Source organism: Gammaproteobacteria bacterium, from assembly GCA_013696315.1.
Taxonomy (GTDB): Bacteria; Pseudomonadota; Gammaproteobacteria; order JACCYU01; family JACCYU01; genus JACCYU01.
Window position 1 is genome coordinate 1 of sequence record JACCYU010000253.1, and the last position, 14341, is coordinate 14341.

Consider the following 14341-nt stretch of genomic DNA (forward strand, 5'->3'; position numbering starts at 1 on the left):
GCACAGGTGTAACCGGCCTGATCCAGCCATTTCATGACTGCGCCGCCGTGCACCTTGCCGCCAAAATTGACGTGTGCGGGTTCGGCGAGAAAACGCAAGGTGATGGCGCGCTGACGCTCGGGTTGATCCTGTTGCATGCTCACACTCCAGACGGGTGGCGGGGCGGACGCGTCATGGACGTTCCACTGTGGTAATCCAGCTGACCAGTCGCAATACTATCGCGCCGGCTCATGCGGCGGAACCGCTCGCGCGTTCCATTTCACATCACGAATTGCGCTTCGCCATCGCGAAACGACCAGTCGATGTCATGGTTCTCGACGATGGTGATCAGCACATTGGCTGGATCGATGCCGGGATCGCGCGCGAGGTTTTCCGTGACTTTTCTGTAAAACGCCTGCTTGGCCCCTGGCGCGCGACCGCTGCGCATGATCAGGTGCATCATCACGCGATCCGTCGTGCGCGACTGATATTCGAGACAGTGCGGCTCGTGCTCGTGGATGATCTGGTAGCGGTCGTCGTCCGGAAACCCCATGGTTTCGATCACTGCCGAATTCACGCCATCAGCGATCGCCTTCACGTAAGCGGGCGATTTGCCTTTCAGAATCGAGATATTGACCAGGGGCATGGATTGTCCTTATTTCTGTTGGGTTGATTTAGCACGATTACTTGCCACGGCAACAACCGCGTCCGGATAGCAATACGGATCTTAAACCAGCCTGCGAACGAGCGGAAAATAAAGTCGGTAGGGCAGGCAGCGCAGGCATTTCATCATGTACGTGAAACGCCGTGGAAAAGTGATCTCGAAATTGCTGCCGTCAAGCTCGCGCATGATGCGCATCGCTGCGTCCTGTGGTTCGATCAGGGCGGGCATTTTGAACTCGTTCTTGTCCGTCAGCGGCGTCTTGACGAAACCCGCGTTAATCACCCGCACACGCACGCCTCCGGGCGAAAGTTCCGCGCGCATGGTCTCGGCCAGGTTGATTAATGCCGCCTTGGTGACGCCATAGGGTGCGCCGTTCGGCAGGCCACGATAGCCCGCGACGCTGGCGTTGATTATGATCTGGCCGCGCCCTCGCGCGATCATGTCCGACAGCACCGCCGCCACGCCGTGCGCCACACCCATGATGTTGACTTCCACGTGCGTACGAAATCGCTTGAGATCGAATTCGGTAACGGGCGCCGGTTCATAGGCGCCGGCATTGAATACGCACAGGTCCAGCGGCCCGTACGCCTCCCTAATCGCGTGGTATATGGCGCGCATCGCGGCTTCATCCGTTACATCCACCGCGTAACCCCGCACAGCGCCCTCCGGGCTTGCGGCGGCAAGCTCTCGTAACTGCTGTTCGCGCCGCGCGCTGGCCGCGACCCGCCAGCCGGCTTGCGCCAATTTAAGGCACAAATGCCAGCCGATGCCGGAACTCGCGCCCGTCACCCAGGCGACGCGCGAGCTTGTCTGCGTTGACTCCATCACTGTTCTGACCTCAAAGCGGGGCCGCGAGAAACGGTCTGCCGCGGGCGATCGCACGGCATTTAATTCGCTGAAATCCACGACCCAACTTATACAAAAAGACGGCAAAAGATAGTAGGGTATCACCCCTTGTCTAGCTAGTGTCGAAGATGCAGTATATGGGCCAGAAACGCATCGCGGTGATTGGCGGCGGAATCGCGGGGCTTGCGGCGGCCTGGTTGCTGGCTGTTCGCCACAAGGTCACGCTGTTTGAAAAAAATGACTACCTCGGCGGCCACGCACGCACCATCGAGCTCGATACCGCCGACGGCCGCAAGGCGAATTGATACCGGGTTCGTGGTCTACAACGTCCGCAATTATCCGCATCTGGTCAATTTATTGGCCGCCCTGAACGTCAGCAGCCAGCCCACGGAAATGTCATTCTCGGCCTCGATTGACGGCGGCGCCATCGAATACGCCGGCAACGGCATCGCTACCCTGTTCGCCCAGCGTCGCAACCTGGCGCGCCCGAAGTTTCTGCGGATGCTAACTGATATCGTGCGATTCAACCGCGCGGCGAAACGCGAACTTTGCGGGCCACAAACCAGGAATTTAGGCGAGTTTCTGGGTCATTGCCGCTTCGGAGGCGCGTTCCGTGATCACTATCTGCTGCCCATGACCGCGGCCATCTGGTCATGTCCGTGCGACGCAATGCTGGCGTTTCCAGCGTCCCACCTGTTCCGCTTTCTGGACAACCATGGCTTGCTGGACCTGAGCGGCCGGCCGCAATGGATGACCGTGGCCGGAGGCAGTTACCAATACATCAAACGCATGTTGCCGCGACTTGAGCATGTTCAAGTCGCGCAGCCCGTGCGGGCTATCGTACGCAAACCAGATTACGTCGAGGTACACGTCGCGGCGGGCGCGCCACAACGGTTCGATGACATCGTGCTCGCCTGCCACGCCGACGAGTCGCTGGGGCTGCTCGACCAGCCCACGCATAAGGAACAGGCGCTGCTGTCCTCGTTTCGTTACCAGGCGAACCGCGCCGTACTGCATTCGGATGCGGCGTTGATGCCGCGCCGCCGCAAGGTGTGGTCGGCCTGGAACTACATATCGGACCTTCGTGCAACGGACCTGGGGGGCACGGACCAGCGCGGCGATAGCGGCGGCAACGTGTCCGTCACATATTGGATGAATTGCCTGCAGCGACTCGGGGGGCACGAACAGTTTTTCGTGACTCTGAATCCGTTGCGTGAACCGGCGCGTATACATAGCGAAATTACTTTTCGCCACCCGCTCTTCGATAGCGCCGCCGTGAACGCGCAGCGCGATCTGCGTTTTCATCAGGGAAACCCGCGTACGTGGTTTTGTGGAAGTTATTTCGGTTACGGATTTCATGAAGACGCGTTACGCGCGGCGGTTTGTGTCGCGACCGCCCTGCACGCGCCACCGCCCTGGCAGTCTCCATCCAGGCCAGTAGCACTGAATCGATGTTGAATGACATTCACAGCCGCGTGTATCGCTGCAAGATCATGCACCGGCGGGTGTCTTCGCCTAAATACCGCTTTACGTATCGCGTCTTCAGCGTATTGCTGGATATCGATGAACTCCCGCGGCTGCGTCACCGTTTGCGCTGGTTCTCGCACAACCGCTTTAACCTGCTGAGCGCGCATGACCGCGACCACGGCCCGCGCGATGGGACGCCGCTGCGTCCGTGGATTGAACAACAGCTTTCACGATTCGGCATCGATCTCGCCGGCGGCAAGGTGATGCTGCTGTGCATGCCGAGGATTCTGGCTACGTCTTCAACCCGTTGAGCATCTGGTATTGCTGGCACGCGGACAGTTCCTTGCGCGCGATCGTATGCGAGGTGAAAAACACTTTCGGCGAACAGCATTGCTATCTGTTGCACGATCACGGGCGTCCCATGTCCTGGCCGGTGCGCGCGCGCCGCGCCAAGCAGTTCCACGTGTCACCGCTGATCTCGATGCAAGGTCATTACCAGTTTTATTTCGCCGCGCCGGGCGCGCGGCTGAACATCGTAATCAGGGAAACGGAGCACCATCGTCCGTTGCTGACGGCCACCCAGCGCGGCCGCGGTGCGCCCTTGTCCGATCGCACGTTACTGGGCTGCGTCGCGCGCATGCCGCTGATGGCGATCAAGGTTATCACCATGATTCACTGGCAGGCGTTCAAAATCTGGTTGCGCGGCGCGCGATTTCACCGAAAACGCCAACCACCCAGCGTCGCCATAAGCGCCGAGGATAAATAAGCGCCCACAGGAAAAACTAGAATGAGCCTTGAGCGAATCGCAACGTATACAGCGCCTAAACCGCTGACGTCTCTGGCTGAACGCTACATTTCGCAAACGTTGCGCGGCAACGTCGCGGCCGGTCAATTGACCGTCAACACGCCCCGCCAGGAACAACAGGTGTTTAAGGGCGCGCTGCCCGGGCCTACGGCGAATATGCTGATCGACCGGCCATTGCGTCTGTCGCTGCGCGTACTGGCGCGCGGCGACATCGGTTTCGCGGAGAGTTTTGTGGCCGGCGACTGGCGCAGTCCCGACCTCGCCGCGCTGCTGGAGTTGCTGCTGATCAACGACGAAAACTTAAGTGACCGCATTCAGGGCAGCGCACTGGCGCGCCTTGCTAAACGCATCGCGCACCGGCTGCACGCCAACACGCGCACGGGCAGCCGGCGCAATATCACGAGCCACTACGATCTCGGCAATGAGTTTTACCGTCTGTGGCTGGATGCCGGCATGAGCTATTCGTGCGCGCTTTTCGTGCGCGCCCAGGAATCGCTTGAAGCCGCGCAGGCGCGCAAGTACGAGCGCATGCTCGATCTGCTGCGGCCGCGCGCAGGGCAGCACGTGCTCGAAATCGGTTGTGGCTGGGGCCGCTTCGCGCTCGCGGCCGCGCGCCGCGGTTTGCGCGTGACCGGCATTACCTTGTCGGCCGCGCAGTTAGAGCTGGCCCAAAAACGGGTCGCCGAGGCCGGACTCGAGCATCTCATTGAGCTACGTTTGCAGGACTATCGCGAAATTAGCGGGCAATACGATCACGTGGTTTCTATCGAGATGCTCGAAGCCGTGGGCGAGGCCTACTGGCCCGTTTACTTCGACACACTGGCGCGCTGCCTCAAACCCGGCGGCCGCGTGGCGCTGCAATGCATCACCATAGGCGATGCGTATTATCCAGCTTACCGCGGCTCTCCGGACTTCATCCAGTTGTATGTCTCCCGGGCGGCATGCTGCCGTCGCCGCCCGTACTCACGGCGCAGGCTGCGCGCGCGGGCCTCATAGTGCGCGAGCAGGCATTTATCGGTTCGCATTACGTTACTACCCTGGAGCACTGGCGCCGTAGCGTGGTTGAAAACGCGGCGTGCATCCGCGCGCTAGGTTACGACGAGCCGTTTCTGCGTCTGTGGCTTTACTATCTGGCGTATTGCACCGCCGGCTTCAATACCGGCCGCATCGACGTGATGCACCTGGCGCTGGAGCAGGCGCGCTAGCCGATGCGTAATTCTTATCTGGCATATGGGTTGCCCGGTTTGCCGCTGGCAGCACTTGGCCTGCCGCTGTACGTGTACCTGCCCACGTTTTACGCGGAGACGCTGGGTCTGGGCGCCGCCGCGGTAGGCGTGAGCCTGTTCGCCGCGCGATTGCTGGACGTATTCACCGACCCGGTTGCCGGCTGGGCCAGCGACCGGTTTCGTTTGCCGTTCGGCAACCGCAAGGGTCTGATATTGCTCGGCGCGCCGCTGCTGTTGATCGGTGTCGAGCAGCTTTTTCGACCCGAAACACCGGTGGGGCCGGTTTATCTATTTATCTGGATGTCGCTGGCCTACCTCGGCTGGACCTTGATCGCGGTGCCCTATCAGGCCTGGGGCGCGGAGCTGAGTACGGATTATCACCGGCGTTCGAAAATCACCGCGAGCCGCGAAGGCTGCGTGCTGCTCGGCACCGTGCTCGCCGTCGCGCTGCCGGCTGCGATTACCGGCGCCGACAACCAGCAGGCGTCGCTGGACCTGATGGCCACGTTGCTGTGGTTCGCGATTCCAATATCCCTGTTGGCCGCACTCGTTGTGGTGCCCGAACCCGAGCGTCTCCGTCCGCCGGTCGCCTGGCGCGCGGGCTTAAGGCTCATCGCGCGCAACCGTCCGCTCAAGCTCTTGATGGCCGCCTATCTCGTGAACGGCATCGCCAACGGGCTGCCGGCCACGCTGTTTCTCCTGTTCGTCGCGCACGTGCTGGAGGCGCGCGCTGCGAGCGGCGCATTGCTGGGCATTTACTTCGTGGCCGGGATTGCGGCGTTGCCTCTGTGGATCTGGCTCGCGCGGCGCTTAAGCAAACACAGGGCGTGGTCGCTGTCGATGCTGCTGGTCTGTGCGGTGTTTATGTGGGTGCCGTTCCTTGGCGCAGGCGATGTCATCGCTTTCGGCGTGATCTGCCTCTTGTCGGGCTTAAGTCTGGGCGCCGATCTGGCCTTGCCGGCGTCCATTCAGGCCGATGTAGTGGATGTCGATACCGCCGAGGGCGGCGGCGGGCGCGCCGGTTTGTTCTTTGCGCTATGGAATATGGCTACCAAGCTGGCGCTGGCACTGGCGGTGGGCATCGCCTTCCCGCTGCTGGATTTGGCCGGCTTTACGCCCGGCGGCGACAACCCGCCGGCGACGCTGTGGATGCTCACGCTGCTGTACGGCGGGCTGCCGGTGCTGTTCAAACTGACCGCAGTGCTGATGGTCTGGCGCTTTCCGCTCGACGAGGCACGGCAAACACTGCTGCGGCAATCCACCGTTAGCGATCATTGAAACCGGAGTGTAATCTCATGCGCCTGAAAACGGTCTTAGCCATGCTTTGCTTTGCGCTTGCCAGCGTCCTGGTTGCCGAGCGCGCCTCGGCTTATGCGCCGACCATGGAGCGGAATGGCGCCACGATGGAGCTCAAGGGCAGCGGCGAGGCGCATTACATGGGTTTTGTCGAGGTCTACGAGGCTGCACTTTACGGCAAGCGTGGCGTTGCCGCCGAACAGCTGCTGAGGCGCGATGTCCCCATGTGTCTGCGTCTGGACTATCAGCGCGCGATAGGCCGCGAGGATATCGTCAAGGCCGCGGATACGGTGCTCAAACGCCAGAACGATGCCTCATCGCTTACACCGTTACACGCGCGTATCGACAGACTGCACGCGGCTTATCGGGACGTCGAGGCGGACGACTATTATGTTCTGTGCTACAGCCCGGGCGCGGGCAGCGAACTATCGCTCAACGGTGAGACGTTGATAAAAATTGAAGGCCGCGATTTCGCCGTCCGCTACTTCGCGCTGTGGCTTGGCGAAGAGCCGCTGTCGGAGTCGCTCAAGCAAGCATTGCTGGCAACCGAATAGACAATCCTGGCAAGATTAGCGCAGCCACTGCCCGATAAAAAAGCTGAGCACCGCCACGGACGCGCACAACACGGTGCCCCAGAGGATGTCCACCACCGCGAATTTCAGCGGCCACGCTTCGATGGTTGCGAGATTCGTCAGATCGTAGGTCGAGTAGGTAAAAAAACCGAATAATCCTCCCCACAACGCGGCCTTGCCAAACGACTGAACGGCCAGCGCGGGCACCACCGCGAAGATGAGAATCCCGACAATGGAAATCAGGTAAAAAATAATCGCGGCCGGCCAGTTGACGGCGGGGCCGATAATCGAACCCAGACTGTTCTGGTAAAAATTCCGCGCGATTACGCCCAGCCACAGCATGTCGATGAGGAAAAACACCGGCACGGTCAGCAGGTAAAGCTTGATGAAAAAGGAAGTCGTCATGCGCTGCAAACTCTTCGGATTTGCTGGAAATCGACACGGCTTGCTGCATCGATGACTGCCTCAATGTGGCGCACGCATTCTCGCACATCGCTTGGTTTCGCGCGTGTGGATGCCCGCCGTCAGCGGGAGACGGCGGATTATCCGGGCTTGAATAACGGTTCGCGCAAAACGGTCCGCGCGGCGTTTTCGACGCCTACGTGCGCCAAGGGTGTCCGGGCATGTCGCAAACTCCCAGTTTGTCGACGCCGGCTTTCGCCACGATATGGTCGTTTTCCACCGAGCTGCCGCTCACGCCGATGCCGCCCACCAGAATGCTGTCCTTGTCGACGATGGGCAGCCCGCCGGGAAAGGTAATCAGCCCGTCGTTAGAATGGCTGCGAGAGCTCGCCGATCTGGCCGGTCGGCATCGCAAAAAACAGGGCCGTCTTCGCCTTCTTGATCGCCACGTCGATGCTGCCCACCCAGGCGTCATCCATGCGCGCGAACGCCTTTAGGTTACCGCCCGAGTCGACCACCGCGATACACATCTTCGTATCGATCTCTTCGGCCTTCTTGCGAGCGCCTTCGATTGCTTTTCTTGCTTCGTCGAAACCTACGTGCATTTTTCTTCTCCCGTTGTAAAGATTACACAGACACTGGCGAAGTTGATGCAATACGTGCATCGCACGCCGCGGATAAAACAACCGTCATAATCGCTCGCGCGCGAGGTATGCGCAAGCGGCAACGGAGACTTGGACCTAGAGACCCAGTGGCGGATTCACGGTGCGCAGACTCGCCGGAAGTTTCGAGTCGCCGGTGAGATAGACATCGATGCAACGGGCTACGTCACGGCCTTCACCGATCGCCCAAACGACAATCGACTGGCCGCGGCTGGCGTCGCCGGCGGCGAACACGCCGGGCAGACTGGTCATCATGCGTTCGTCGACCTTGAACGTGCCGCGTTCGGTCATTTCGATACCGCTGGACCTAAACGGCTCGGCTTCGGCGCCCTGAAATCCAATCGCGATCAGCACCAGGTCGGCCGGTATGCGCACGTCTGGGTCCAGCACCTTCTTGCCGACCCGCTTGCGACCCTCGTACTGCCACTCCACTCTCTCCACGCGCAGTTCATTGACGTGGCCGTCGCCGTCCGTGTCCGCGAATCCGGCCGTATCGATGTTGTATTCCTCGACGCCGCCTTCCTGCTGTGCATAGGTTTTGGTGTAGGTACGCGGCAGTTCCGGCCAGGGATTGTCCGCGGGCCGTTCGTCGGGCGCCTTGAAGTTGATGCTGATCTGTACGACTCGTCTGGCGCCCTGCCGATGTGCGGTCGCCACACAATCCGCACCGGTGTCGCCACCGCCCAGCACGATGACGTTTTTGCCCTTCGCGTCGATACGGTAGGTCACCTGGCGGCGCGCCTGGCGGCGATTCTCCTGGATCAGATAGTCCATCGCGAAATGAACGCCGCCCAGCTCACGACCGGGAATCGTCACGTCGCGATGCAGTTGCGCACCTATCGCCAGCGCGACCGCATCGAACTCACCTTGTAATTTCTTTAAGGATAAATTTACACCGACATCGACGCCGGTTTCGAAGCGCACGCCCTCTGCCCGCAACTGCGCCTCGCGCCGCGCGACCTGATATTTGCCGAACTTGAAGTCGGGAATACCATATGTCATCAGGCCGCCGATCGCGTCATCGCGTTCGAACACCGTTACCCGATGACCCGCGCGATTCAGCTGTTGCGCGGCCGCCAGGCCGGCAGGCCCGCTGCCCACGATCGCGACCTTGAAGCCGCTGCGTATTTTAGGGGTCTCGGGCACGATCCAGCCCTGCGCCCAGCCCTGATCGACAATGGCGCGTTCGATGTCCTTGATCGTCACCGGATCGTTGTTATAGGCGAGCACGCAGGCCGGCTCGCACGGCGCCGGACAGGTGTAGCCGGTAAATTCCGGAAAATTGTTGGTGGCGTGCAGCCGCTCCAGCGCCTCGCGCCACAGACCGCGATAAACCAGATCGTTCCACTCCGGGATAATGTTGCCGATGGGACAACCCGCCATGCACGTCGGCGTACCGCAGTCCATGCAGCGCTGTCCCTGTTGTTGCAGATGCTGCGCGTCCCAGGCGGGCGCGTAGATCTCGTCGTAATCGTGCACGCGCTCCCGCGACTCGCGATAACCGATCGGCTCGCGCGGGTATTTTAGAAACCCGTCGGGATGATTTTCACTCATATCTGCGCGTATCTGGCGGTGATTCAGGCCACCCTTGACTGCACGGCCGGTTGCGGCGCGTGCATGCGGATGTCCTTGCCCTGCTCCAGATTGCGCGAGACGACTTCGGCGTAGGCATCAGGCATGACCTTCACGAACCGGCCGATGCTCGCCGTCCAGTCGTCGAGAATTTTTTTGGCCTTGACGCTGCCCGTGTAGCTGACATGATTTTCGAGCAGGCGGCGCACCAGTTGCCGGTCGCGCTCGTCGTCCAGATCTTCCGCCCGCACTCTTTCCTGATTGAGCCTGGCCCTGAAATCCTGGGTTTCGTCGAATATGTAAACCTCGCCGCCACTCATGCCGGCGCCGAAATTCTTGCCGATCGCGCCCAGTATGACCACAGCGCCACCGGTCATGTATTCGCAACCGTGATCGCCCACGCCCTCGACTATGGCCATCGCGCCGGAGTTGCGCACCGCGAAGCGCTCTCCCGCCTGCCCATTGAAATAGGCCTCGCCGCCGGTCGCGCCGTACAGCGCAACGTTACCAATGATGATGTTTTCCGCGGCGGCATAAGTTGCATCGGGCGGCGTACGGACGCTGAGTTTGCCCCCGGATAGGCCCTTGCCCACGTAGTCATTCGCATCGCCCGCCAGATGCAGGGTAATGCCGCCGCACAGAAAAGCGCCGAAGCTCTGGCCAGCGGAGCCGCTGAAATGCACCGTGATGGTGTCCGCCGGCAATGCGCGTGCGCCATGGCGCATGGTGACAGCCGAGCTCAACAGCGTGCCGGCGGTGCGGTCGCGATTGTTGATTTTCGCCTCGATAACGACTGACTCGCCGCGCTCGATCGCGTTGCTCGCCTGCTCGATCAGGTCATGATCCAGCTTGCCGGCCAGGCCGTGATTCTGCTCGCGCGTCTTGCGCGGATCGTCATCCGAGTCCGGTCGATACAGCAACTGCCCCAGATCGAGATCGATCTGCCTGGGATGCGTGACGCGTTTCTGCACCAGTTTATCCACACGCCCGATCATCTCGTCCAGCTTTCGAAACCCCAGGGCGGCGATCAGTTCGCGTACTTCCTCGGCCACGCAACGCAGGTAGGTGATGACGTGTTCCGGCTCGCCCGCGAACAGCTTGCGCAGTTCCGGGTCTTGCGTCGCCACGCCCACCGAGCAGGTATTGCAATGACACTTGCGCAGCATGATGCAACCCAGGGCCACCAGCGGCGCGGTGCCGAAACCATACTCTTCCGCGCCCAGCAACGACGCCACAACGACGTCGCGGCCGGTTTTGAAGCCACCGTCGGCGCGCACTCGAATGCGCGAGCGCAGATTTGCGCCGAGCAGCGCCTGTTGCGTTTCGGCCAGTCCAAGCTCCCAGGGCGCGCCGGTGGACTTGATCGAGGTCTTGACCGAGGCGCCGGTGCCGCCCGAGTCGCCACTGATTAACACCGCGTCGGCGTGCGCCTTGGCCACACCCGCGGCGATAGTGCCCACACCAGCCTTCGACACGAGCTTGACGTGGATTTCGGCCCTCGGGTTGGCGCATTTCAGGTCGTGAATGAGCTGTTTCAGGTCTTCGATCGAGTAAATATCGTGATGGGGCGGCGGGGAGATCAGGCCCACGCCGGGCACCGTGAAACGCACTTCGGCGATGCTTTTCCCGACTTTGCCGCCCGGCAGTTCGCCGCCCTCGCCGGGCTTGGAACCCTGCGCCATCTTGATCTCTATCTGTTTCGCCTGCGCCAGATAATGCGCGGTGACACCGAAACGCCCGGACGCGACCTGCTTCATCGAACATTCGCGCTCGGTGCCGAACCGATCCACCTGTTCGCCGCCCTCGCCGGTGCCGGATTTGCCGCCGACGCGGTTCATGGCCACAGCCAGCGCCTCGTGGGCTTCCTGGCTCAGTGCGCCGAACGACATCGAGCCGGTGGAAAATCGCTTCAAGATCATCTCAACCGGCTCGACCTCATCCAGGGAAACAGCCTTAGCCTTGTCGATCCTGAAATCCAGCAGGCCGGAGAGCGTCTGCAGGCGCGTCTCCTGCTCGTTGATGTATTGCGCGAACGCGCGATAACTACTCCGGTCGCCGGTGCGCGCCGCGTGCTGCAGCTTGCCGATGGTGAACGGGTTCCATTGATGGCGTTCGCCGTCACGTCGCCAGTAAAGATCGCCGCCCGGCTCAAGCGCCAGCCCGCCGCTGAGGTGCGCGCCGTACGCAACCGCGTGCGCGGCGCGCAGCTGGCGCTCGATGTGCGCCAGTCCCACGCCGTAAATGCGCGCGGTGGTGCCGGCAAAAAATTCCTCCACGAAATCCTGGTCCAGCCCCACGGCCTCGAAAACCTGTCCACCGCGGTAGCTCTGTAAAGTGGAGATACCCATTTTGGACATGACTTTCAGAATGCCGCCCTCGATGGCCGCGCAATATTGTCCGAGATGATGCTCGACCGGCTGCTCCGAGCGTAGCCAGCCCGCCTCGATTCGCTGCCGGATAGTGCGATACGCGAGCCAGGGACACACGGCGTCGGCGCCGTAGCCAATCAGCGTACAGAAGTGATGCACGAGGCTCGGCTCGCCGGAGTCCATCACCAGCCCGGCGCGCGTACGCAAGCCTACACGGATCAGATGATGATGCAGGGCGCCGATCGCCAGCAGGCTGGGTATGGCGAGTCGCTCAGGCCCGGCATCGCGATCCGATAGCACCAGTATCTCGCAGCCGGCATCGATATGCCGCGCGGCCTGCGCGCGCATTTCCTCGATCGCCTCCCGCATGGACATGGCTTGAGGGAATGTGATGTCCACGCATTGGGCGCGGATGCCATTGCGTTCAAGCGCCTTGATCGCGGCCATCTGTTGGTCGGAGAGAATCGGCGATTCCAGCAGCAACTGACGACAATGCAGCGGCGTCTCTTCCAGCAGATTTCGCTGCCTTCCCATGTGACATTCAAGCGAGGTCATCACGTCCTCGCGGATGTAATCGAGCGGCGGGTTGGAGACCTGCGCGAACTGCTGCAAAAAGTAGTTGAATAACGGTCGCGGCTGCGCCGACAGAACGGCAAGCGGCGTGTCGTTGCCCATCGAGCCGATCGGGTCCTTGCCCTCTTCCGCCATGGGCTGCACCAGCACGCGCAGCGCCTCGGACGTATAGCCGAAGCTGCGCTGCAGACAGGTAATATCGACTCTGTAGTCAAGTGCATTGATCGCGTGTTCATCGGCATTCGCGACTATTTCACCGAGCTTGAGCCGGTGCGCCGACAGCCATTGCGCGTAAGGCGGACGAGTCAGTTCGGTGAAGACTTCGGCCTCGGGTACGATGCGCCGCTCGATGGTATCTGCCAGAAACAACTGGCCCGGCTGCAGGCGGCCATTGAACACGATATCACTGGCCGGCGTATCCAGAATGCCGGTTTCGGAAGCCATGATGAGCACGTCATCTTTGGTAACTGAGTAACGACAGGGGCGCAGGCCATTGCGGTCCAGAATCGCGGCGACCCGGTAACCGTCGGTGACCGCCACCAGCGCGGGACCATCCCACGGCTCCATAATGGTTGAGAAATAGTCGTACATCTGGCGGCGCTCTGGCGCCATCAGAGGATCCTTGTGCCAGGCTTCCGGAATCATCATGCGCAAGGCTTGCGGCAGGGAACGCCCCGATTCGAGCAGCAACTCCAGCACGTTGTCGAACGCGGCGCTGTCGCTCATGTCGCCGCCGCCGGTGATCGGCTTGAGCTTGTCGATATCCTGTCCGAACGCCTCGCTCGCCAGCACCGCCTCGCGCGTGCGCATCCAGTTGACGTTGCCGCGCAGAGTATTGAATTCGCCGTTGTGCACGCTGCAGCGATAGGGATGCGCCAGATCCCAGGCGCCGAGCGTGTTGGTGGAGAACCGCGAATGCACCAGCAGCAGGCTGGTGATGACGCGCTCATCGCGCAGGTCCGGATAATATTCCGGGAGCTGGCCGCAGGTGAGCAGGCCCTTGTAGACGATCTTGCGGCGATCCAGCGAACAGACGTAGAAGATGTCCGCACCACCCGCGTGCGGCGCGGTTGTCTTTTCGAGTTGACGGCGCAATACGTAAAGCCGCAGGTCCAGCGCTTCTGGCCGCAGCGACGCGCGCGGGCGCACAAACATTTGTTTGACGGCCGGTTCCGAATCCAGCGCCGTGCGACCAAGATCGGAATTGTCGGTCGGCACCTCGCGCCACGCCACGATCTCGAAGTCTTCGTCACGCGCCACCCGCTCAATCAAGTCCGTAAGCGTTCGCTGTCGGGCCGGATCGCGAGGCAGAAACACCTGGCCGACGCCATACGAATCGAAGTCGGTCAAGTCCGCAACCTGCGACTTGAAGAAGGCATGCGGCTTCTGGATCAGTATGCCCGCGCCGTCGCCGGTCTTGTCCTCGGCGCCGCGGGCACCGCGATGGTCCAGATTTTCCAGCAGCCGCAATCCTTCCTCGACCAGGCTGTGCGTTTTACGATCCTGAAGATCGACCAGTACGCCGACCCCACAGGCAGCATGCGAATACCGGCGGTCGAGCAGCCCCGGCTGGCAATGGCGCAGTTTAGCCAAGATCAGTAAAGTCCGTGTCGCGAATCGAAAAAGGTGCGGAAGTTGATGGATGCGCAGCCGCAGTAAAGTGCGACGGAGCAGGGGTTTGTGAACGAAGCACCCCGCCGCGTCTGGCGGGCCTGACGATTAGTGTAGCAAAGCGGGAGGCGCGCGCAATCCAACGCCGGCAGATGATGGCAGTGCGCGTTAGCTAGCAGCCTGTCGGACTTGAGAAGCCGGCTCGCGTCGCGAGCGCAGGTTTCGAGTCGTGTTGATGGTTCATCGGTTCGCTGACGGGAGTGTTGGGCGCGAAAAGTGACTCGTTTCCTGCTCTTT

General features: G+C 61.4%; 8 protein-coding genes and 4 pseudogenes. 5 read left to right on the top strand and 7 right to left on the bottom strand.

Annotation, left to right across the window (positions count from 1 at the left end):
* The 3 genes from H0V34_14500 to H0V34_14510 form a co-directional block, all read right to left on the bottom strand.
* A partial coding sequence (locus tag H0V34_14500; GenBank protein ID MBA2492837.1) for a hypothetical protein occupies window positions 1-137 on the bottom strand: 137 nt, incomplete at its 3' end.
* 122 nt (window positions 138-259) lie between these two features.
* A complete protein-coding gene (locus H0V34_14505; GenBank protein ID MBA2492838.1) occupies window positions 260-625 on the bottom strand; it encodes a tautomerase family protein in 366 nt (121 codons plus the stop codon).
* Between the two features lie 81 nt (window positions 626-706).
* Window positions 707-1468: an SDR family NAD(P)-dependent oxidoreductase gene (locus H0V34_14510; GenBank protein ID MBA2492839.1), complete on the bottom strand. Its 762-nt coding sequence runs from the start codon at window positions 1466-1468 to the stop codon at window positions 707-709.
* 158 nt (window positions 1469-1626) lie between these two features.
* On the opposite strand from H0V34_14510, the pseudogene H0V34_14515 reads away from it, so the two are divergent.
* The 5 genes and pseudogenes from H0V34_14515 (at window position 1627) to H0V34_14535 (ending at window position 6837) form a co-directional block, all read left to right on the top strand.
* Window positions 1627-2947 (top strand): annotated as a pseudogene (locus tag H0V34_14515) (FAD-dependent oxidoreductase).
* Between the two features lie 35 nt (window positions 2948-2982).
* Window positions 2983-3722, top strand: a pseudogene (locus tag H0V34_14520) (DUF1365 domain-containing protein).
* Window positions 3723-3743: 21 nt separating this feature from the next.
* Window positions 3744-4966 (top strand): annotated as a pseudogene (locus tag H0V34_14525) (class I SAM-dependent methyltransferase).
* A 3-nt stretch (window positions 4967-4969) separates the two neighbouring features.
* Entirely contained in the window at window positions 4970-6265 is a 1296-nt protein-coding gene (locus H0V34_14530; protein ID MBA2492840.1) for an MFS transporter, read from the top strand.
* Window positions 6266-6282: 17 nt separating this feature from the next.
* Window positions 6283-6837 carry a chalcone isomerase family protein gene (locus tag H0V34_14535; protein ID MBA2492841.1) on the top strand — a complete coding sequence of 185 codons (555 nt, stop codon included), beginning with the start codon at window positions 6283-6285 and terminating at the stop codon, window positions 6835-6837.
* A gap of 15 nt (window positions 6838-6852) precedes the next feature.
* Here the strand turns inward: H0V34_14535 and H0V34_14540 are convergent, their stop codons facing one another.
* The 4 genes and pseudogenes from H0V34_14540 to gltB form a co-directional block, all read right to left on the bottom strand.
* Entirely contained in the window at window positions 6853-7260 is a 408-nt protein-coding gene (locus tag H0V34_14540) for a DUF2177 family protein (GenBank protein MBA2492842.1), read from the bottom strand.
* Window positions 7261-7453: 193 nt separating this feature from the next.
* Window positions 7454-7862: pseudogene (locus H0V34_14545) on the bottom strand (heme-binding protein).
* A 135-nt stretch (window positions 7863-7997) separates the two neighbouring features.
* A complete protein-coding gene (locus tag H0V34_14550) occupies window positions 7998-9473 on the bottom strand; it encodes a glutamate synthase subunit beta (protein MBA2492843.1) in 1476 nt (491 codons plus the stop codon).
* Between the two features lie 23 nt (window positions 9474-9496).
* On the bottom strand, window positions 9497-14017 hold the full coding sequence (gltB, locus tag H0V34_14555) for a glutamate synthase large subunit (protein ID MBA2492844.1): 4521 nt from the start codon (window positions 14015-14017) through the stop codon (window positions 9497-9499).
* Window positions 14018-14341: the final 324 nt, after the last annotated feature.